We start from the raw sequence: 20,948 nt of genomic DNA on the forward strand, positions 1-20,948 counted from the left end.
AGACATTTGCCACAATATGGAGCTACTTAACGTAGCGAAGTGCCGGCGGGTTCGACGCCCTGCGGCACCTCGGGGATGCCGTGAGCGCACAGCTGCCAGGTATCGGACCGATCACAGGCGGTAACCATGGAAGGCATTTTACGTCGCTTGAACACTTGGGGACGTGGAAGCTTAGGGGCACTCCCGACACCAAGCGACATCATCCCGGAAAGAACCATCCTCACTGAGTCGGCCACTCTGCTGCCCGACCTGCTCGACAGCGACCTGTGCGGCCACGGCACCCTGGTGTTCTGCCCGTCCCTCGACACGCCTGCCCTTACGCACGGAACCATCGTCGTCCCCTACGAGGGCTCGTTGGTCACGGCCGGCGACGAGATACTGCTGGGCCAGAGTCTCATCGTGGAGGTCCAGGAATACGCCGCCGCACATGAACTCGCGATATTCGGCCCCACCTTGGTACGCATGACCAGCGAGAGCGACTTTCACGCCTTTCTCTACGACGCCGACCGTGCCCAGCAATACGGCGCCTTTCCCCTCGTACTGCTCGACCCCATGGTTCAGCTGTGCGACTTATGTGTCCTCGGCGGTACACATGCCTGTGGCGGCCCTCGCCGCAGGCTGTACGTCACCATCGCCGGCGACGTAAAGACCACCCCCCTGGGCACCACGCTCGGCACCGTGGAGGACTGCCTGGCTTCACTCACCGCCGGGTGGTCCGCTTACCGCCGCTTCGCGGGCTACGGCTGCTCGGTCTGCCTCAGTGAGACCATTCCCCTGACCACAGTGGATGCCGCACATCAGCAGCGTCCCTGGCTTTCCCGCTATCTCCACGCCCTCAGCGCTCTGCGCGCGGCAGCGGCCAACGGCGTAACCGACCTTGAGGTGTCCGGGTTCGCCCAGCGGCTGATACCCGCACTCAACCGGGTCGGCCCCGCGGCCGACCTCACTCGTACCGCGTCCAGCACACCGCTATTGCTGTTCAACAACGACATCATGATCCTCCATGACCCAGCCAGCCAGCAACAGCTGCAGCTCGGGCCCAATGCCGCCCGGATCATCGAACTGCTTCTGGTCCATGGAAACCACAACGCGGCAGCGGAAGCCGCCATACGTCACCTCAAAGTCGCCCCTCATTCCGCCCACACCGCCGTCACTCAAGTCACCCATCGTCTCACCAGCATTGGCATCAACCTCCTCGCCGCCTCCAGAACCCCTGGAACCGGAGCCGCCTCGCGGCCCCCAGAACGATTGGGAGCCGGCGTCAATCACGTCTCATTCGAGGACTGGCTCTCCCGGACACCCGTGCAGAACACGCCCGTAGTGCCGCGGATACCACGGCCCAAGAGCGGTTGAGCATCCCGGGCGTCTCCCGGTCAACCGCCGCGCGGAGCGGCTGACCGGTGTGACCGAACGCATGCGGGGGTGCCGTCTTCCGGCGCAAGAGCCCGGCACCTGCCTGTGCGGTGTCCCGCTCAAGCGGCAGCAGCGGAAAGCCCCGGCGACGAGTGGTACCCGGGCGCCGGGGCGGCTTCGCGTGAAGCCCGGGCAACATCGACTACCGTTCCGCGTTCACTTGGTGACCGCGTCCAGTGCGTCGACAATTCCGTAGCCGTAGAAGCTGTTGATCTGCTCTGAGCCGGTGCACTTGGCATGAGCGGAGTCGGCCCTGTCCGAACCGGACGACTCGCTCGGGCAACCCGGGTTGTCCGCCTGAGCTTTGATACGCCACTGGACGTCCCGAGGGCTCGCCTGCGGATGCTTGCTCTTGATGAGCGCGATGACACCCGCGGCGTGCGGCGCGGCCATGGAGGTGCCCTGGAGATACGCGTAGTCGCCACCGGGCATGGTGGACAGGATCCGGCCGTCCTTGGCGGGGGACTCAGGTGTCTGGGAAGCGTCGCCGCCAGGCGCCGCCACGTCGATCTGGTTCAAGCCGTAGTTGGAGTAAACCGATTTGAGGCCCTCAGGGCCGGTTGCGGAGACCGTGACCACGCCCGGCAGCTGGGTCGGGAGGTCAAGGCAGACGGAAGGATCGATCTCGCGCGTGATGGGGGTGGTGTCGTTGGGGCTCGACGTGTCAGTGATCGACTTCGCGGCGAGGTCGAAGTTGGAGTTGCCGGCGGCGGCGACATGGACGATGCCCTTGCTCTCGGCGAACTTCGCAGCCCTGTCGACTGCTTCGACGACGGCCGCTTGATCGGGGTCGTTCTCGCAGTTGAACATCCATGGGTCGATGTAATAGCTGTTGTTCGTGACCTCAACGCTGTGGTCGGCCGCGAACATGAAGGCACAGACGACGGCCTCGCCATAGTAGAGCCCAGTACGCTCGCTCACCTTGATGGAGGAGATTCGCACGCCCGGTGCGACACCGGCCACGCCCGTGCCATTGCGCGCGGCGGCGACGATGCCCGCCACATGGGTGCCGTGGTAATCGTCCTCGGTGTACGGCCGCCAGGCGCCCCTGGCAGTGTCAGCCACGCCGCCCACGCAGTTGGCTGACTGCGCCGCCGAGAAGTTGGCCTTGAGGTCCGGGTGGGTGTCGTCCACACCGCTGTCGATGACGGCGACGGTCACTTTCCGGCTGCCCGGCGTGGACTTGGCAGCCTTGTCGGCCCTGATGGCCGCGATGTCCCATTGCAGGGACTCCAGCGGTTCGTGCTTGGGGGCCCGGGACGTGCTTGAGGCGGGCGCGCGCACCAGCTCCGGCTTGCCCACGTCCGCGCTGACCGGGGTCAGCGGCGCCGTACGGGTGGCTCCCGCCGACTGAACTCCCTTGACACCACGCAGGGTCGAGGCGAAGTCCGGGTTCGATGAGCGGGCGACGATGACGCCGATCCTGCTGTGGGTGGCGACCACGGATCCACCGGCTTTTGCGATGGCCTTCTTCACCGCGCGGATTGTGCCCGCGTCGGCTTTGCCATTCACCACGTAGGACAGCTCCGGCTGGTCGCCGGCGGGGACCGATCCGGCCTTCCGCACGTGTGTGGAAGGCCGGACCTCCATGGCACCCTTCGACTGCTTGACGGCCCCGCCATCCGTGCGAGCGGCAACCGCCGTTGCATGCGTGATCGCGGCCTGTGGGACTCCTAAAATCCCAACAACGCCGGCTGCGAGGACCATCAGAAGCAAACGCTTCGAAGAGCCCTTCACCATCTGCCTCACTCACCCATCCATTCTCTGGAGTACGCACACAGGAGCTCGGTACTCGGCTCACGTGACGATCGAATGACCCAAACGGGTGCAGGGCACCGCGGACTGGCGGGAAGAGCTCGAACAGAACAGGAGCGGGCGGGCAGTTGATACGGCCGGAGTGAGGTTCCCCTCATAGCGTGGAGTCCGTGATACCAGGGGAAGTTGAGGTTCATGGGGTCCAAGCAACAGAAGTACGACGCCGAGTTCCGTGAAGGTGCTGTACGCATCGTGATCGAGACGGGCAAGCCGATCCCGGAGGTCGCCGAGGATCTCGGAGTGCATCCGGGGACGCTGCACAGCTGGGTTTCACGCTGGAGGAGGAACGGCTCGGCCTCCTCCGACCGGCCCGCGCCCGCCGCCTCGGGCGGCCGGCTGCGGGAGGGTGAACGCGCTGAGCTGGAGCGGCTGCGCCGGGAGATGAACGAGAAGAACAAGCGCATCCGCGAGCTGGAGATGGAACGTGACGTCTTCAAACAGTGCATGGCCTTGTGGGTGAAGTAGCTGCCGCGGACCCGGCCCGGCTGGCCGGGGTGATCAGCGACTGCAAGGCCGAGAAGAACATTCCGCACACCACGTCCTGCCGGGTGCTGGGCGTGAGCGAGTCGTGGTTCTACAAGTGGAAGGACAGGCCTGTCACCGCCCGCGAAGTGCGGCGCGGACAGCTGGCCGAGGCCGTCCGGCGCGTCTTCGACGCCTCGGGCGGCACCTACGGCTCCCCGAAGGTGTGGATCACGCTCGTCAGGCAGGGATGGCGCGTCTCGGTGAACACCGTTGCGAAGACCATGGCCGAGCTGGGCCTGGCCGGACGGAAGGTACGCTGGCGTCGCGGGCTCACCCGCCCCGGTAGGCGGGCCGCGGCGCCGGACTTCGTGCGCCGCGACTTCAGCGCGGATGCCCCGGACCAAGTCTGGTGCGGCGACATGACCGAGATCGTCACGGGTGAGGGCAAGCTCTACCTGGCCACGGTGATCGACCTGTTCTCACGCCGCCTGCTCGGTTACGCGATGGGCGCTCGCCACGATGCCGAACTCGTCGTGGCCTCACTGCACATGGCCGCAGCCACCCGCGGAGGCGACGTGAAAGGCGTGATCTTTCACAGCGACAGGGGCAGCGAGTACGTCTCCCGCCGGTTCAAGCGGGTCTGCCGCCGTCTCGGCGTGACCCAGTCCATGGGACGCGTCGGCTCATGTTTCGACAACGCCGTCAGCGAGGCATTCAACAGCGTCCTCAAGGTCGAATACATCTACCGGCACACCTTCGACACCCGTACCGACACGGCAGCTGTAGTTCTTGATCGTTGGCGTGTTCGTGCTGGTCAACGGGGGTGCGGGGGCGGCCGAGGGTAGGGGGACGGCCACCGTGATCATGAGCGTTTGTGACGACGATCAAGGAACAGGTGGCCGTGGAGGCCACGATAGCCGGGCAGGAGTGGACGGCCGCGTTCGGGGCGGTGATGGCCGAGGTCGCTGACTGCTTCCCGCGCCGGGAACCGCGCCTGCTGGCGCGGGAGATGACCGAGGGCATGCTGATGGAGCTCGATACGCGCAACTGCTGGACGCTCGGCGAGGCGCTGGGGCACTCGGGCCCGCACCGGCTGCAGCACTTCCTCTCCCGTGGTGTGTGGGACCACGATCTGGCCCGCGACCGGCTCATGACCTGGGCGGCCGGTGAACTCGCGGACGACCAGGCGGTGTTGATCGTGGACGAGACCGGTGATGAGAAGTCCTCGACCGACTGCGTGGGAGCGGCCCACCAGTACTCCGGGGCGCTCGGCGGTATCGGTCTGTGCCAGGTCTCCGTCCACCTCACCTACGCCTCGGTAAGCGGGCACACGCTGATCGACCGCGCCCTCTACCTGGGCGCCGGGTGGGCCGCCGACGAGGAACGCCGCCTGCTCACCCACGTCCCCGACGAGACCCTGTTCGCCACCAAGCCACAGCTCGCGGCCGCCATGCTGCAGCGTGTACGTGCCCTGGGGATACCGGCCCGCTGGCTGGCCGGCGACGAGGTGTACGGCGGTCGCGAGCTGCGACGGCATGCACGGGCACTCGGCCTCGACTACGCCCTCGCGGTCCGCGCCGACCACCGCGTCACCACCCCAGCCGGCCGCTTCACCGCCACCGAACTCGCCGCCCGCTTACCCCGCCGCACCTGGATGCGCATGCGTACCGGCCACGGGACCAAGGGCGACCGTCACTACGACTGGGCCATGATCGGCGTCCTCGCCGACGACACCCCCGAAAGCACCGGGCCGGGCCACTCCTACCTGCTGGTGCGCCGCCACCGCTACACCCGCGAACTCTCCTTCTACCGCTGCCACTCCGCAACCGCGGTCACCATGGCCACCCTGGTCGATGTGGTGTGCTGCAGATGGAAAATCGAAGAGGACTTCCAGGCCGGAAAATCCGACTGCGGCCTGGACGAGGGCCAGACCACCTGCTGGAACTCCTGGATGCGCTGGAGCCTGATCAGCATGCTCGCCGCAGCCATCCTGGCCGTCACCCAAGCCCGCGCCGCCGCCCAGACACCCAGCGGCCCACTCGCCCCCTCAAGCACCCGCGAGCTGCTGCGACTCCTACGCGCCACCGCCCTGCGCCCTCCCCGCCGCGACCTGGAGCACCTCCTGCACTGGTCCGCATGGCGCCGCCACCATCAACAGCAAGCCACCGAAGCCCACCGCCGCTGGAACAACATCACCGCCGCAGCAACCACCTGACCAGCAACAATGACCAACCGATCAAGAACTACAGCTGCCGTGACCGAGGCCCGGCTGAAGATCGCCACGTGGATCACCGGCTTCTACAACACCCGCCGACTACACAGCGTATGCGAGTACCACAGCCCGATCGACTACGAACATATGCATCGGACCGGCTCCGCCCTGGAGCTGGCCGCCTAGAAACTCTCCACACAACGAGGGGATTGACAGAGCGACAGCGACGGTGAGAGAGGATCAGTTATCTGGCCGGTTCACGTGGTCAGTTGCGTCGAGCGATGACGCGATAAGCGTTGGACAGCCGGGTTCGACGCACGAGAGGTGCGAGCAGCTGGTCGGCGATCCAGGCCGTCAGCAGGAATGGTGCGGCGGCCAGGACCAGGAGCACACGAAGCAGTCGCGAGGCGAAGCGCGGACGTTCGGGGAGCCATGGGGCATCGTCCGGCGGCAGGATGCGGGTGAGCAGGAACCATGTCGCGCAGACCAGATCGGCGGGGATATGTGGTTCCCGTCGGTCGGTGCTCATGACGGTGAAGCCCTGCTCCTCAAGTTCTCGGCAGAGATTGGCAATCGGCATGATGTTCAGATGCTGCGGTTGCAGCCACGGCACCCACCACCTGCCCAGCAGCCGGCCATAAGCCGACTCCGGGTCCGGCACCTCGATGATCAAATGTCCGCCGGGACGCAGCGCGGTCCACGCGGCGGCCAACTCCAGTTTGGGGTCGAGTGTGTGCTCCAGGTAATGGAACATGCTCACCACGTCATACTGCTCGGCCATCTCGTCCACGAGATCGACGAAGAAGCCTCGGTAGGACCGGGAAATCCGGCCTTCTGTGACCGCGCGCTCCACGCCCTCGCTGTTGTCGAGCCCATCGAACACCATCGCGGGCAGGACCTCTTTGGCGGCCTCACAGAAGTGGCCTTGTGAAGTGCCCACGTCCAGCCAACGGCCCGGCCGTGCCAAGCGGCGCATCGCCCGCGCGCTGGCCTGGAAGCGCTTGATGCTGCCCCTGCCCTGGAACAGCTTCGCAGTGGCCTCCTCCCCCAGGCCGTCGTAGAAGTCCCGGTAGTAAAAGTTCAGTCCCTCCGGGCTGAGCCGGGGATTCTGGAACACATGGCCGCAGTCCTGGCATTGGTCCAGAACAAAGCGGCCGGGCTTGAGCTGGATCAGGTCGGTGGTGCGCAATCGCGCACGCAGATTTGGGGAACCGCACCAGGGGCAGTCGGTTCGCGGGGGTAAGTAGAATCGATCGGTGCCACGCGCAAGTTCTTCCCGATACTCAGGGCGCCGGGCGGCGATCTGTTTCCTGCGTGTCATGAGATTTTCTGCCTTCCTGGGATGCGCGTCGCTGCACTTCGCTCGGTTCGGCATTCGTGTATGAAAGGTATCGGATGCCCGACAGGCTCCGGAGTTTCCAGATCCGCCAGTATATCGAGACCGGATTACTCCTTACTCGTCTCGACCTTCGGAGAGATCCCACTCCCCATTGCAGGGACGGACGCCCCGTCCACGGCATCAGAATCTCCACCAGGCTCGTGATGGGCATACCTGCGCCACCAAAGCCACACGTTCATCCGTATCAGTAGGACCGCTGACACTCGCCACGTCGGAGTGTCAGCCACCCCAGCCAAACGCTGCCCAATGGGAAGATCAAGGCATGACGCGAACCAATAGCTTTCTCCTCGACGACCCTCATGTCGAGACCAGCAAATACCTCGACCCCTTCGACTCAATCTTCGACCCCACAACGTTCCGGCACCTGGAAGCACTCGGCGTCGGGCCTGGCTGGCGCTGTTGGGAAGTGGGCGCCAGGGGCACGTCGGTGGTGTCCTGGCTCGCCAAGAAGGTCGGTCCGACCGGAAAGGTGATCGCTTCCGACATCGACGCGTCTCAGGTCGCCCCGGGATTTCGCTCGCCGGTCGAGGTCCGCTCCCACGACCTCGGTGTGGACGAGCCGCCGGCAGCGGGGCTCGACCTGGTACATGCCCGACTCGTCCTTCACCATGTTCCGGACCCGGAAAGGGCGTTACGGTCCCTGGTCAAATCCCTGCGCGTCGGCGGACGGCTTCTCATCGAAGACACGGACCCGGCCCTGCAGCCCCTGGCCTGCCTGGACGAGTACAGCGCAGCCCAGCAATTGGCCAACCGACTGCGGCATGCCTACCACCAACTGCTTTCCGACCACGGCGACGACATCGCCTACGGACGTAGGCTTCCCCGACTGTTACGCAACGCCGGGCTCCACCGCGTCGAGGCCGACGCGTACTTTCCGGTCACCTCGCGCGCGAGCGTCGCACTGGAGTCCGCGATGATGCACCAGATCCGGGACCGGCTCGTCACCGCCGGTCTCGCCACGGACGGCGACATCAACCAGCATCTGACAAACATCGCCTCCGGAACCATGGATCTGGCCACCGCGCCGATGATCTCGGCCTGGGGCCGCCGGACGTGAATTCAAAGTCAATGTGACAGAAGGCGGGTGCTCTGGAATCCCACGGCCGTCCTGTCAGGGTTTCATTCAGCAGCGGACAAGATATCTTCAGGGGTCGGGAAGAGCCCACCCCTGAAGGGCTATTTCACCGACCCGGCCATGACGCCTTGGACGAAGTGCCGCTGGAAGGCGAAGAACACGACGACCGGCACGACGAGGGACAGGAAGGCTCCGGGTGCGAGGACGTCGATGTTGCTGCCGAACTGGCGGATCTGGGACTGGAGTTCCACGGTGAGTGGCTGTGAGGCGCTGTCGGCGAAGAGCAGCGCGACGAGCATGTCGTTCCATACCCACAGGAACTGGAAGATGGCGAGTGAGGCGATCGCCGGGCGGCCGACGGGGAGGACGAGGCGGGTGAAGATGCGCCACTCACTGCCGCCGTCCATGCGCGCAGCCTCCAGCATCTCCTTGGGCATTTCGGCGAAGTAGTTCCGCAGCAGGAACACCGCGAACGGCAGCCCGTAGGCCACGTGGAAGAGGACGACTCCGGGGATCGTGCCGAACAGGCCGAGCTGACCGAAGAGTTTGGCGACGGGGAGCAGGCCGATCTGCACGGGGACCACGAGCAGGGCGACCACGAGCAGGAAGACCGCCTCACGGCCGGGGAAGTCCAGCCACGCGAAGGCGTATCCGGCGAGGGCCGCGATCACCACGACCAGCAGCGTCGTCGGCACCGAGATCAGCACGGTGTTCCAGAAGGCCTGGCTGATGCCGGCGTTCTGCAGCAGTGCCGAGTAGTTGTCGAAGGACAGCTGACCGGGGCTGGTGAACACGGTCCACCAGCCGCCCTTCGCGGTGTCCTCGGCGGAGCGCAGGGAGGACAGGAACAGGCCGGCCAGCGGGGTCATCCACACCAGCCCAATCACCACCAGGAACGCCTGGACCAGTGAGTTGGCCAGGTGGCGCCTGACCGCGTTCATCGCTGACTCCTTCGGAAACGGCGGACGTTGAAGACCATGGCGGGGATGACCAGCAGCAGGAGCAGGACGCCCAGCGCGCTGCCGAGCCCCTGGTTGTTGCCGCCGCCGAAGGACACCAGCCACATCTGTGTGGCGAGCACGGTCGCGTCCTCCTGCACCGGGCCGGGGGCGATGATGTAGACGAGGTCGAAGACCTTCATCACGTTGATGACGAGGGTGATGAAGACGACCGTGAGGACCGGTGCCAGCAGCGGCACCGTGATCCGGCGGAAGATCTGCCACTCGTTCGCGCCGTCCATCCGCGCCGCCTCGAGCGAGTCCCGGGGCAGGGCCGAGAGGCCCGCGCCGATCAGGACCATGGCGAAGCCGGTCCAGATCCACAGGTACGCCCCGATGATCGCCGGCGTGACGAGGGTGGGTCCCAGCCAGGAGATGCCCTCGTAGGGGGCGGCGAAGTTCGAGGCCGGCAGCTTCACCGTGTACGAGCCGTCGTCCAGCCTTTCGAAGCGGAAGGAGCCGTCGGCCGCGGTGGTCGTCGATGCGACCGTCTTCCCGGCCCGTACCGCCTCGACCTTCATCTCCGGCAGTCCGCTCTCTTGCCGGTCGACCTTGCCCTGCTGCCCTCCCCCACCGGGCGTGAAGTCCAGGTAGACGACACCGCGCAGCTCACCGGGGCTCGCCTTGCGCTCGGCTACCGCGGAGGCGGGCCGGGCGTCCGCGGGCAGGTCGGCCGGCAGGACGCCGACCAGGCCCAGCGTCACCGCCTGCCCCGGGGACGCGGTCGCGGTCGTGCGGTACGAACCGTCCTCGTCCTTGGTCAGTCCCTGTCCGTCGCGGGCCCGGGCCGTCGGATACGTCGACGTACCCTGGAAGGCGTCGTGCACGGAGACGGCGGCGGCGTTCAGTACGCCCTTGTCGGGGTCCTCGTCGTAGGCGAGCCGGAAGATGATGCCGGCGGCGAGGAAGGACACGGCCATCGGCATGAACAGCAGCAGCTTGAACACGGTCGCCCAGCGGACCTTCTCCACCAGCACGGCCAGGATCAGACCGAGTCCGGTGAGCAGGGCCGGGGCCACCACCACCCAGATCGTGGTGTTGCGGATGGCCTTCAGCGTCGCCGGGTCGCGGAACATCTCGGCGTAGTTCTCGCCGCCCACGAAACGGGTACCGGAGGCGTCGAAGAAACTGCGCCCGACGGAGAAGAGGACGGGGTACACGACCAGGGCGCCCAGCAGGAGCAGTGCGGGGAAGACGAAGAGCAGGGCGATGATCCGAGCGCGCCGCCGGGTACGCCGACCGCGCGCCTTGCCCCCGGCGCCCGCGGCGGGCGCCGGGCTCGTCTCGTTCACGAGTGTGGCGGTCATGACCGACTCAGCCCTGGTCCTGGTATGCCTTGGCCGCCGCGGCCTCCAGCTTGGCCGCGGTCCCCTTCGCATCCGACGGGTCGCGCAGGAAGTCCTGCAGGAGCTTCCACTCGCCCGCGCCCTTGGTGCCGCCGAAGGCCGCCGGTGCCTGGTCCGACATGTCGAAGCGGACCGAGTCCGAATCCCCGGCGGCGACAAGGGACTTGGCGGTCGCGCGGGTGACGTCGTCGCCGTACGAGGCGAGGTCGACGTTCTTGTTCGGGGACAGGAAGCCGCCCGCCTGCGCCCACACCGCCGCGGCCTCCGGGGTCGCCAGGTACTCCAGCAGCGCCATGCCGGCCTTCTGGTTCTTGCCGTCCTTCAGCACGACGGCCGCGTCACCGCCGCTGACGACCGGGGCCTTGCCGGCGCCGACCGCCGGGAACGGGAAGAAGTTCGCGTCCTCGCCGATCGACTTGCCGAACTGGTCCTTGGCGACGCCCGCGACGAAGTCGCCCTCGTAGACCATGCCCGCCTCGGGCTTCGGCCCGAAGACCTTCTCCACCGAGCCGGGGAAGTCGGTGTTGAGGGCGCCCTTCTGGCCGCCCGCGATCAGCTGCTTGTCCTTGAACAGCTTGCCGAGGGTGGTCAGCGCGTCGACCACCGACGGGTCGGTCCACTTCAGCTGGTGCGTGGCGAGGGCGTCGTACTTCTCGGGTCCGGCCTGGGAGAGGTAGACGTTCTCGAACCAGTCGGTCAGCGTCCAGCCGTCCTGTCCGGCGACCGAGAAGGCGGCGAGGCCGGAGTCGGAGACGGTCTGTCCGGCCTTCAGCATGTCGTCGTAGGTCTTCGGCGCCTCGACACCGGCTTGGGCGAGGGCGTCGGGGCTGTACCAGACGGTCGACTTGTGCGCGGCCTTGAAGTACAGGCCGTAGAGGGTGCCGTCGACGCTGCCGTAGTCCTGCCACACGGGGGCGAAGTTGGCGTCCACGGACTGCTGGGCCGTCTTCGACAGCGGCTTGAGCCAGTCGTTCTTCGCGAACTGCTGCAGCACGCCGACCTGCGGGACCATCACCACGTCGGGGGCGTTGCCGCCCTCGATCTTGCTGCCGACGACCGTGGAGACATTGTCCCCGGTAGACACGAACTGCGTCTTGGCGCCGGTCTTCTCAGTGAAGGCGTCCAGCACCTTCTGGAAGTTCTTCTGCTCGGTGCCGGACCAGACACCCGCCACGGTGACCGTCTCACCTTTTAATAACGGCTCACCGCTGTCTTCGGAGTCGGAACCATCTCCACAGGCGGTCGTGCCGAGCACCAGGACGACAGCGATGCAGCCGGTGAGCAGGGTGGTACGTCGTCGCATGGTCATTGATGTCCTACCTCTCAAAACGTGGGTCAGATCTCGTCACTCGTACAAGGGAAGGCTCAGGAGACGCGCCCGAGCTCTGGGCTGGGGTGGACGTCGGATCGAGACGTGACTGCAGAACCGCAACGTCCGTGGCTTGGCCGCGCTCGCGGCGGCGGCGGTGGAGCCCGCGCGGACCCGGCGCACAGCGCTGCCCGGCTTGAGGCCGGCCACCGTCATGGACACCTTCGGCACCTCCGACCGCCTCTCCGGCTTCGCCGGCCTGGCCGGCGACAGCGCTACCAAGGTTCACCCCCATCACGACTACGGCTCGGCATCACGATTGGGCGCGGTCCCTTCAGAGCAGGGGAAAGGAAGTGAGAGGCGTTCTCTGGAGCCGCACATCAGGGGATCGCGCCGTCGCTCATCCACCAGGCCGCCGTGGAGCCGGGCAGCACCCCGGCCGGGCAGGGGCCGCTCGACAGCAGCGGGGTGCCGGAGACCGGCGCCGGCGTGGGTGCCGTGCCGAAGTTGACGGCGCAGACGAGGCCGTCGCCGCGGACGAAGGCCAGGACGCCGGGCGGGGTGTCCAGCCAGCGCAGGGTGCCCTCGCCCAACTGGGGCAGTGCGTCGCGCAGTTGGAGGCCGTCGCGGTACAGGTGCCAGAAGGAGCGGGTGTCGGCGAGGGCGCGGTCGGTGGCGTACTCGGCGAAGTACTCCGGCTGCGGCAGCCAGGGCTTGGCGCTCTCGGCGCCGGAGGTGAAGCCGAAGGGCGAGGCCTGTCCCGACCACGGCAGCGGCACCCGGCAGCCGTCGCGGATGCGGGCCCGGCTGCCGGTGCGGTGGAAGATCGGGTCGGTGAGCACGTCGTCGGGCAGGTCGACGACCTCGGGCAGGCCGAGCTCCTCGCCCTGGTAGATGTACGCGGCGCCGGGCAGCGCCAGCATCAGCAGCGCGGCCGCGCGGGCGCGGGCGGCGCCGAGGCCGCTGCCTTCGGTGGCGGGTTCGCCGTAGCGGGTGACGGTGCGGACCTGGTCGTGGTTGTTGAGGACCCAGGTGACCGTCGAGCCCGTGCCGGCGATGTCCTGCATCGCCTCGGAGATCACCTTGCGGAACGCATCCGCATCCCAGGGGGCACTGAGCAGATCGAAGAAGAACGCCTGGTGCAGCTCGTCGTGGCGAACGTACAGAGCGTGCTCACGCGCGGTCGGCACGGACACCTCGCCGACTAACAGGCGCTCACGGCCGTCGCGGACCTTGTACTCCTCGCACACCGAACGCCATTGGCGCCACACCTGGTGCACCTCGGGCTGGTTCCAGGCGAGCGGGTTGACCGAGTCGCGGGTGCGGGCGTCGGCCTCGGGGTCGTCCGAGTCGGGCAGTTCGGGGTGCTTGTAGAGGCCGGCGGCCACGTCGATGCGGAAGCCGTCGATGCCGCGGTCCAGCCAGAAGCGCAGGATGCGGTCGAACTCGGCGCCGATCTCGGGGTTGCGCCAGTTCCAGTCGGGCTGCTCGGGCGCGAACATGTGCAGGTACCACTGACCGGGCCGCCCGTCCGCCTCGGTCACCCGGCTCCAGGCCGGGCCGCCGAACATGGAGTGCCAGTTGTTGGGCGGCTCGGACCCGTCGGGGCCGCGGCCATCGGCGAAGTGGAAGCGGGCGCGGGCCGCGCTGCCGGGCTCGGCGGCCAGCGCCTCCTCGAACCACGGGTGCTCGCTGGAGCAGTGGTTCGGGACGATGTCGAGCAGCACCTTAACGCCGAGCCGCCGGGCCACCGCGACCAGCAGGTCGAACTCGGCGAGATCACCGAAGAGCGGGTCGACATCGCAGTAGTCGGCGACGTCGTAACCGTGGTCGTGCTGCGGCGAGGGATAAAAGGGGCTCAGCCAGATCCCGTCCACCCCGAGCTTCTTCAGATACGGCAGCCCGGCCCGGACGCCGGCGAGATCGCCGACACCGTCACCGGTGCTGTCGAGGAAGCTGCGGACGTAGACCTGGTAGATCACCGCCTCGCGCCACCAGCGATGCGTGTTGAGCGTCACCAGTTGACCTGTCTGTTCGTACGTAGGGTCGTTTTATATCAATGTTAGATATGGGTTTCAGGTTAACGTCAACGAGATGCCAGATTTCTCACTGGGTGACGTGGCGCTTTGTTCTGATTCCCCGGCAGAAGAAGCCGAGGCGCTTAGGGCAGCTTGGCCTAACAGACACTTTTAATCAGAACGCGTCTGCTTGAACTGCGGCGCAGCCGCAAGTACAGAGCCCTGCCACGCCGGGGCGCGGCAAAGTGGACGTCAGACCAATAGGACGCCCTTGAGGAAAGTTTCGGCCCGAGCACATACGTGGGCCCTAGGCAACGACACAGCAGTCTGAGCTCCAGCCGGATCGGCAGAGCCGAACAGAAAGCCCTCCCCCGTCAGGTCGCAGCGGACGCTATGGGCTTGTGTCCACTCTGCGACCGAGGCGTCTTGGTCCCCGGCTTCTTCGGCTGGATGGTCCGCGGGTCCACAGCTTCTCCTGGGGCGCCCTGACGGTACAGACCATGCGGGTAACTGTCTCGATCGTGCGGGAGCAGGAAGAAGACGCGGCGCTTGTACAAACCGCTGTCAGGGTCGGGTTCGGCTTCCTCGTCGAGGAGGGCGTAGCCGACCATCCGCCCGTCGCGCGCGTAACGCGGCTTGCTGGTACGACGTGGGGTCTTGTCGAGAGCCTGACGGACGTAGTCCAGCTCGTTGGTGTCCTCCAGCCAAACCACGTCCACTTCGTGGATGAGATCGCTCTCGTTCAACAGCGAGCTCATGGCTGAAGCCTCTCCTTCGTCGGCCGACGGCCGTGCTGTGCCTGGCAAGGACGCGGGTGCGAGGTACCGCATCCCGAGAGCCGGCTCATGTGTGACGGCGATGTCGGGGCCGCCATGGTTGGGGGCCTACTGTTCATCCTAAGGGTGCCTCGGGCGGAGGTGTAGGGCGCGTGACACAGTGTCCCGGCGTACTGGGCAGTATGTAGTCATTCGTTGGTGACGAGCGCGATGTTCGGGTAGTACTTGCGCCCGTTGGACTTGATCATGTCAGTGGGAGACGCGAGGCCGACCTCCTGCCGGACTCGCGTGGCAAAGGCGCGGGGGGTGGCAGGCCGGATGCCCTCACCCGCGCTGCACCAGGAGCTGTAAGCCGAGTACAGAAGGCCCTGCTCAACACGGAGATCGGGGTGAGCCTCGGAGTCCCGTGTGCAGCATTCGGCAAGGAAACGGCCAATGTGGTCTTCGGTATTGGCATAGGCCGTGGTGGCGATACGGACGCGGTCTGGTCCCTCAAGAGGGTCACGAGTGGTGAGGTAGCGGCGGGCACCCTCCAGGAGCCATTGCAGGATGCCCGGCCCTTCGTCCCGGACCAGTTCAAAGGCAAGGTTATCGATTTTGCGCCCATCCGGGACAACGCGCTCGAAGGGGAGCAAACGGATGCGGCGCCAGAAGGCGAAGCCGCCAGTGGATACCTCCGGCCTATGGTTGCCCAGCAGCCACAGATGATGTGTGGGGGTGAAGGAGAAATAGTCCTGCCGCATTCGCCGGGCCTTGATCTTGTCTCCGCCGGTCAGGAGACGGACACGTGCCTCATCGAATTTGTCATTGGGTTTGAGCTCACTGCACACGATCAGCCGCCGCCCATGCAGTTCGGTGAGCTCGGTGGAGTGTTCTGAGAAGGCGCCGCGATCCATGAGGAAGCCGGGCGGGGCGGCGTCCGCATAGTCACCAAGAATCTGGATCATCGTGTCGAGCAAGACAGACTTGCCGTTCTTGCCCTGGCCGTGAAGGAAAGGCAGAACCTGCGCTCCGACATCACCTGTGATGGAGTAGCCGAGGAGAAGATGCAGGAAGTCGACCATCTCCTGGCCCTCCGCATCGTCGCCGAACGTATCGGCCAGGAAGCGGTGCCAACGAGGCGTCTCCATCTTCTGGGGCGCGACGCTCGTCGCGCGGGAGTGGAAGTCCCGGCTGGGGTCAGGTTTACGCAGCTGCCCGGTGTGCAGGTCGACGACGCCTGCAGGAGTGCAGAGGGCATACGGATCGCCATCGAGAACGTCGGGGTCCACGGAAAGGTCGGGTGAAGCCTTCGCCTGGGTGAGGAGCGCCTTCATGCCAGTTGTGGACAACGTGCGCTTCTTGTGCTGCAGCAATTCCCGATCGCTGTACAGTCCCCGAGGGTCGCTGTCCCCCATGTCTTCAGCCATCTCCCCCGCTGCCCACAGAGCAGCCTTCTCACCCCCCGAACGCTTCCATCGGTAGCCGTCCCACGCGAACCACCCGAGGCCTTCGACATGGCGGAATCGGTCTCGGTACAGCTGGACGAACAACTTCGCATTGCCACGGTCGGTAAGAGATGGCGGCAGCAGCCCAACTGGCTGCTGGCGAACAGGGGACGCCGCCGGCATGAGCGGTGAGGACTGCGCGGGCAGCGGCAAGGAAGGCGGAGGTTCGACAGTCTCGAGGTCGAACATCTGTTGAGCGGCGGCATGGGCGTCGAAGCGCGGTGTGCTCTCGGCGCTGCTCATGAATGTCCTTCAAGGTGGAACGGATGGGCTGCCCCGGCGGCAAGACCGTCGTTGACAATCTTTTCATTACGGGTTGTCTGCCAAGGACGGGCCTGGTGGGCGGACTCCAGCAAGAGGTCACGGACAGCGGCCTCTTCAAGATGACCGGCTGCTACCAAACCTCCGGCGGTGTAGGCGGCCCGGTTGAGTTTCTCGGTGAAACCAGCTCCTTCGGGTGTGGTCGCACACTGTGCGACCACAGCGATCAACGGGTCAAGGACACGGTGTGCAGCCGAAGTCTTCCGACGAGGCCTGGGGACAGGCGCCTTGGCAACACTCGGCTTTGGCGTCGCAGGGGCGATGACGTGGCCGGTACGGATGAGTTCCGCCCACAGCCAGTCCGGCAGAGGGGCCGGCACACGCGTTGACCCCTCCGCAGTGTAAGTACCGGCAGTTGTGGACGTAGTGGGGGCCACGATGTAGCCCCCCTCCGCCCGGACGTCGACCTGCCAGGCCAAGGCGACCTTGGGGCTCGATCCGTTTGAGCAACGGAAACGGATGTCTGTATCGGGGTTGCGGTACCAGATGTGCAGGCCCCCCGAGGGCGTGCGGACACGCAGAGTGTTGTCATCCTCCACAGGATTCGGCTGTCGCCGGAGTGCCGCCAGGAGAGCGAGAGTGTCAAAACCTGAGGCGAGGCCGTCGAGGTTCACCTCGGCGTGGATAGGAATACCTGGCAGCAGCCGGCTGCGGGCAGGGACCTGAGCTGTGTGCGCGTCGACATCGATGACGACCAAGTTAGCCGGACCGCAGGCAATGCCCACACCTGACGTGGGGCTGTCGGACCACCAGGCGTCGATGTATCGCTGGTTGGTCGTGGCGGCGTGAAAGCCATGGCAGGGACGTCCTGCTGGGATACAGGGGCACGTCTTGGGGTCATGACGCTGGGCCCTGCACGTCGGGCAGTTGGACACGGGCGTCTTCCTGCCAGGGGCCAGAGGATGGACAGGCCAGCCCTGCCCTGCGCACCAGCGGGCCACGGCGTACGACGTCGTCAGCCTTGCTGAGGCAGCAGGCATACGAATCTCACCGGGGCGAGGCACGCGGTCGTCCTTGTCTGGTCTCGGTGTTGGGTCCCTGGCAGCTGTTCCCGGTGGAGGCAACAGGCTGTAGGCCGCATGATGCCAGCTCAGGGACTGAAGGGACTGTGTTTCGGGAAGAGTGTAGAACCACCTTGCGCAGAAGTCTGTTTCGGCGCCACCGCGTGTCCGTTCTATCAGTTCCCTCGGTCCCTTGGGTCCCTTCGGACCCTGTACAAGCAGGGAGATTCGCTCAATAAGAGCTCTATTTACCGATATGTGAGCGACCGAAGTGACTCGACCTCCGGCTCCAGCGCAGGGGGCGAACCCTCGTGCGGGGGCGGGGTGGGGCAGCCACCGGGAGGGACCGAAGGCAGGTACTCACGAACATGGCCCACAAGCTTCGGTCCCTGAGCATTTTCGCAGGTGAGAGCCGCTCTTACCCCCCTACCAGGGACTGTAGGGACTCAAAGCTCTAATTATGTGCTGCTCAGAGATACTTAAGACACGTGCGCCCGCGCGTACATCTACCTCACGTAGCTACGTCATAATTAGGAAGTTGGGTCCCTACAGTCCCTGTACAAAGGGTCTTCCGCGCTTGCAAAATGGCTTCGTGCCTGGTCAGAGCAGGGATCGACTGGTAAGGGAATACAGGGACTCATGCTCTGCGAAGGGCCCAGACTGAGTCCCCCGGTCACTCCTGCCCCAGCAGGTTCTTGACCGGGAGGACAACGCTCCCTGCAGGACGGGTGGCTAGCTGGGCTTTGCCTCGCTGCCCGCTCGTACAGCTGACGGTGTCATTGCTGGCCCGTACATGGATGCCCCCAGTCGCACGCACTTCTGGAACGTGGAACTCCTGCCGTCCCCGAAACCATGCAGCCATGCGAGAACAACCCGAAGCCCCTGCCTCATGAGTGTGGCGTCTCAAGCTGGTCGGGGGAATGCCCTCGCCCCCGGACTACTCTCCGAAGGGGCCTGTCGGCGTAACCCGCTGCCTCACGGTTTCGTTGAAACTAGTTTCACCATCTGTAACTCAAGACGTTGGTCTGCGACAGTCGGGCAGGTCGCTGATGGGCCGCCGAGCCTGGTCTCCCTCTTCCTTCACCCAAGGGGACTCTGCCTTCGGCTGATTTTCTGACCTAGTGGTCAAGGCAGCTAGGCGGCGCAAGCCATGTCGTTCACTGCTCGCCTGCAGGACGTGCTACGTCTGCTTCAGAAGCCGCCGCCGAACCAGAGCTTCGCGGCGGAAGCCCGTGCTATCAGCACAAGTTCAGGGTCGTGACATGCCTGACGATGACCAGACTGACAGCGCTTGCTTTATTCATGGCCGCTGAGCAGAGCTATTTTTGATCTGCCCTCTCTGATGAAAGAAGTGCAAGTAAGCTCGTGGTCAGTCATAGCTGCTCATCTGTGTGGGCGCAGATGGCGGTCCGTCGAGTGGTGCAGCCGGCAAGGGCTGCGGAACGCAGCGAGGCCGAAGCGACCGCGCATCGGGGCCTCGCTGCGGGAACACTTGGATGAGCGCACAATCTGGCCTAACGGACATCGTGAGAGGCTGCTGAGGATGCAGGCCGACGATCTGGACAAGGTCCCCATGATATGGACCGGATCGTTCTTGCTCTTGCTGCTGGTCCAAGTCCTGGGTGGGGACAGCAGCGTCTCCAGGTTGGCGTCTTCAGGATCTGCGAGAACTCAACGAAGAACTGACCGCGTTCAAGAGCGGCCACTGGATGGCACCGTGAATCTCCCTACGTCTTCCTGGAGGCGACCTACTGCAATGTCCGTGCGTATCACCGGACGAAGTTCCCGAAGCTACTGAGTCCCCTACCGGCACGGAGAGTGGGGAACGTCGAGTTGGTGATCTCCCACAGTCGGCAACAGGCAGGTGGGGGACTGCTGCGTGATCAGGTGACAGCGGGGTTATGCAGCCAGGGCTGCGGGTGGGGTCATGATGGTCTCGTACTCGACGGGGGTCAATCGGGAGGGGCGTCTCTGGCGTCGGCGTCGGTGGTAGGTGCGTTCAATCCAGGTGACGATCGCGATCCGCAAGTCCTGCCGGGTGGCCCAGACTTGGCGGTCGAGGACGTTCTTCTGCAGCAGTGCAAAGAAGCTCTCCATGGCCGCGTTGTCGCCGGCCGCCCCGACCCTGCCCATCGAGCCGACCAAGTCGTGCCGGACAAGGGCGGACACGAACTTCCGTGACCGGAACTGAGGGCCGCGATTCGAATGCACAATGCACCCGGCCACCTGGCCACGGCGGGCAACGGCGGATTGCAGAGCGGTGACCGCGAGGCGGGACTGCATCCGGTCGTCGATGGAATAGCCCACAATGCGGCCCGAGAACACGTCCTTGACCGCGCACAGGTACAGCTTCCCCTCGCCGGTGGCGTGCTCGGTGATGTCCGTGAGCCACAGCCGGTTCGGGGCGTCGGCGGTGAAGATGCGCCGCACTCGATCGTCGTGGACCGGCGGCCCGGCCTTGGCGTTCTTGCCGCGACCGCTTCGCTTTCCAAACGCGCTCCACCAGCCGTTGTCCCGGCAGATCCGCCAGGCGGTCCGCTCGGCCATCACCTCGCCCGCGGCGCGGGCCCCGTCGGCAAGGAAGCGGTGGCCGAACTCCGGGTCGTCGCGGTGAGCGTCGAACAGTGCATTGGCCCGGTATGCCTTGGCCAGTTCGGCGTCAGTGACCGGGCCGGCCAGCCACCGGTAGTAGGGCTGGCGGGCCGGCCCGAGCATCCGGCACGTCACCGCTACCGGCACCCGGTAAGGGGCGTCGGCGGCGGCCGGCTCGCGGACGAGCGGGTACATCAATTTTGCCGGCAGGTGCGCCTGCGACAGATACGCCGCAGCCCTCCTGAGCACCTCGTTCTCCTGCTCCAGCAGCCGGATCCGCTTGCGGGCCTCGCGCAGCTCGGCCGACTCACCCGACGCCGTTGCGGGCCTGGCGCCCTCATCGGTCTCGGCGCGGCGCAGCCACTTCGACAGCGTGATCGGGTGGACCCCGAAGTCGGCGGCGATCTGTTCCAGCGTGACGCCGGGCTCGCGGTTACGCGCGACCCGCACGACGCCCTCGCGGAACTCCTTCGGATACGGCTTGGGCACTGCAACATCCTTCCAGGCCGCCTCTCAGCAAGCCAGGTCAGGTGTCACCGAACTCTGCAGCAGTCCCGTGGTTACTGAGCAAGTCCGCGCTCAGCTGGATGTTGTTGGTCGGCATCCTCGGACAGCACCTTCTTTCGGTTGGGAGCCTGCTGTTAGGGACGACCGGAGCCATCATGGCGTTCGCAGACTCCGTGCCGACGTACTGAAGGCAGATCTTGGTCGACGAATCCCC

16 protein-coding genes are annotated in these 20,948 nt (G+C 65.9%); 6 read left to right on the plus strand and 10 right to left on the minus strand.

The annotated features are described in order from the left end of the window. Positions 1-126 precede the first annotated feature (126 nt). On the plus strand, positions 127-1,353 hold the full coding sequence (mpaB, locus tag ABIE67_RS49650) for a daptide biosynthesis RiPP recognition protein (protein WP_370271053.1): 1,227 nt from the start codon (positions 127-129) through the stop codon (positions 1,351-1,353). 216 nt (positions 1,354-1,569) lie between these two features. Here the strand turns inward: mpaB and ABIE67_RS49655 are convergent, their stop codons facing one another. Continuing rightward, entirely contained in the window at positions 1,570-3,003 is a 1,434-nt protein-coding gene (locus tag ABIE67_RS49655) for a S8 family serine peptidase (RefSeq protein ID WP_370271199.1), read from the minus strand. A 360-nt stretch (positions 3,004-3,363) separates the two neighbouring features. Here ABIE67_RS49655 and ABIE67_RS49660 point away from each other — a divergent pair, with 360 nt between their 5' ends. Genes ABIE67_RS49660 through ABIE67_RS49675 form a run of 4 tightly spaced genes read left to right on the plus strand, consistent with a single transcriptional unit; the run spans position 3,364 to position 6,091 of the window. Beyond that, positions 3,364-3,693 carry a transposase gene (locus tag ABIE67_RS49660; protein ID WP_370252162.1) on the plus strand — a complete coding sequence of 110 codons (330 nt, stop codon included), beginning with the start codon at positions 3,364-3,366 and terminating at the stop codon, positions 3,691-3,693. After that, a complete protein-coding gene (locus ABIE67_RS49665) occupies positions 3,681-4,538 on the plus strand; it encodes an IS3 family transposase (RefSeq protein WP_370271055.1) in 858 nt (285 codons plus the stop codon). Before ABIE67_RS49660 ends, ABIE67_RS49665 begins: the two co-directional genes overlap by 13 nt. 29 nt (positions 4,539-4,567) lie before the next feature. Next, positions 4,568-5,908 (plus strand): IS701 family transposase, encoded by a 1,341-nt coding sequence (locus tag ABIE67_RS49670; protein WP_370252197.1) that lies wholly within the window; start codon positions 4,568-4,570, stop codon positions 5,906-5,908. Positions 5,909-5,947: 39 nt separating this feature from the next. Further along, complete coding sequence (locus ABIE67_RS49675; RefSeq protein WP_370271057.1) at positions 5,948-6,091, plus strand: hypothetical protein; 144 nt, start codon at positions 5,948-5,950, stop codon at positions 6,089-6,091. 79 nt (positions 6,092-6,170) lie between these two features. On the opposite strand, the gene ABIE67_RS49680 is transcribed toward ABIE67_RS49675, so the two are convergent. Further along, positions 6,171-7,094 (minus strand): class I SAM-dependent methyltransferase, encoded by a 924-nt coding sequence (locus ABIE67_RS49680; RefSeq protein WP_370271058.1) that lies wholly within the window; start codon positions 7,092-7,094, stop codon positions 6,171-6,173. 472 nt (positions 7,095-7,566) lie between these two features. Here ABIE67_RS49680 and ABIE67_RS49685 point away from each other — a divergent pair, with 472 nt between their 5' ends. Beyond that, positions 7,567-8,361, plus strand: a complete 795-nt coding sequence (locus ABIE67_RS49685; RefSeq protein ID WP_370271060.1) for a methyltransferase domain-containing protein — start codon at positions 7,567-7,569, stop codon at positions 8,359-8,361. 119 nt (positions 8,362-8,480) lie between these two features. Here ABIE67_RS49685 and ABIE67_RS49690 read toward each other — a convergent pair whose 3' ends face one another. From ABIE67_RS49690 to ABIE67_RS49725, 8 genes are all read right to left on the minus strand, one after another. Continuing rightward, positions 8,481-9,320, minus strand: coding sequence for a carbohydrate ABC transporter permease (locus ABIE67_RS49690; protein ID WP_370271062.1), 840 nt, complete (start codon positions 9,318-9,320; stop codon positions 8,481-8,483). After that, complete coding sequence (locus tag ABIE67_RS49695) at positions 9,317-10,684, minus strand: ABC transporter permease subunit (RefSeq protein WP_370271063.1); 1,368 nt, start codon at positions 10,682-10,684, stop codon at positions 9,317-9,319. Before ABIE67_RS49695 ends, ABIE67_RS49690 begins: the two co-directional genes overlap by 4 nt. A 7-nt stretch (positions 10,685-10,691) precedes the next feature. Then, positions 10,692-12,032 carry an ABC transporter substrate-binding protein gene (locus ABIE67_RS49700; RefSeq protein WP_370271065.1) on the minus strand — a complete coding sequence of 447 codons (1,341 nt, stop codon included), beginning with the start codon at positions 12,030-12,032 and terminating at the stop codon, positions 10,692-10,694. Positions 12,033-12,412: 380 nt separating this feature from the next. Further along, entirely contained in the window at positions 12,413-14,050 is a 1,638-nt protein-coding gene (locus tag ABIE67_RS49705) for a glycoside hydrolase family 13 protein (protein WP_370271066.1), read from the minus strand. A gap of 374 nt (positions 14,051-14,424) precedes the next feature. Next, the gene (locus ABIE67_RS49710; protein ID WP_370271067.1) at positions 14,425-14,808 is read right to left on the minus strand and encodes a DUF6009 family protein; all 384 of its coding nucleotides are present in this window, start codon (positions 14,806-14,808) and stop codon (positions 14,425-14,427) included. A gap of 206 nt (positions 14,809-15,014) precedes the next feature. Then, the gene (locus ABIE67_RS49715) at positions 15,015-16,556 is read right to left on the minus strand and encodes a phage/plasmid primase, P4 family (RefSeq protein WP_370271068.1); all 1,542 of its coding nucleotides are present in this window, start codon (positions 16,554-16,556) and stop codon (positions 15,015-15,017) included. Next, positions 16,553-17,614, minus strand: a complete 1,062-nt coding sequence (locus ABIE67_RS49720; protein ID WP_370271200.1) for a bifunctional DNA primase/polymerase — start codon at positions 17,612-17,614, stop codon at positions 16,553-16,555. Before ABIE67_RS49720 ends, ABIE67_RS49715 begins: the two co-directional genes overlap by 4 nt. A gap of 1,920 nt (positions 17,615-19,534) precedes the next feature. Then, the gene (locus ABIE67_RS49725; RefSeq protein ID WP_370271069.1) at positions 19,535-20,716 is read right to left on the minus strand and encodes an IS3 family transposase; all 1,182 of its coding nucleotides are present in this window, start codon (positions 20,714-20,716) and stop codon (positions 19,535-19,537) included. Positions 20,717-20,948 lie beyond the last annotated feature (232 nt).

The organism is Streptomyces sp. V4I8 (assembly GCF_041261225.1).
Lineage (GTDB): Bacteria > Actinomycetota > Actinomycetes > Streptomycetales > Streptomycetaceae > Streptomyces.

What these genes read in the sequence shown, in the direction of transcription:
- ABIE67_RS49685 (WP_370271060.1), top strand. Translation starts at nt 7,567, where the DNA reads ATGACGCGAACCAATAGCTTTCTCCTCGACGACCCTCATGTCGAGACC.
- ABIE67_RS49655 (WP_370271199.1), bottom strand. Translation starts at nt 3,003, where the DNA reads ATGGAGGTCCGGCCTTCCACACACGTGCGGAAGGCCGGATCGGTCCCC.
- ABIE67_RS49690 (WP_370271062.1), bottom strand. Translation starts at nt 9,320, where the DNA reads ATGAACGCGGTCAGGCGCCACCTGGCCAACTCACTGGTCCAGGCGTTC.
- ABIE67_RS49720 (WP_370271200.1), bottom strand. Translation starts at nt 17,614, where the DNA reads ATGCCTGCTGCCTCAGCAAGGCTGACGACGTCGTACGCCGTGGCCCGC.
- ABIE67_RS49715 (WP_370271068.1), bottom strand. Translation starts at nt 16,556, where the DNA reads ATGAGCAGCGCCGAGAGCACACCGCGCTTCGACGCCCATGCCGCCGCT.
- ABIE67_RS49710 (WP_370271067.1), bottom strand. Translation starts at nt 14,808, where the DNA reads ATGAGCTCGCTGTTGAACGAGAGCGATCTCATCCACGAAGTGGACGTG.
- mpaB (WP_370271053.1), top strand. Translation starts at nt 127, where the DNA reads ATGGAAGGCATTTTACGTCGCTTGAACACTTGGGGACGTGGAAGCTTA.
- ABIE67_RS49660 (WP_370252162.1), top strand. Translation starts at nt 3,364, where the DNA reads ATGGGGTCCAAGCAACAGAAGTACGACGCCGAGTTCCGTGAAGGTGCT.
- ABIE67_RS49695 (WP_370271063.1), bottom strand. Translation starts at nt 10,684, where the DNA reads ATGACCGCCACACTCGTGAACGAGACGAGCCCGGCGCCCGCCGCGGGC.
- ABIE67_RS49700 (WP_370271065.1), bottom strand. Translation starts at nt 12,032, where the DNA reads ATGACCATGCGACGACGTACCACCCTGCTCACCGGCTGCATCGCTGTC.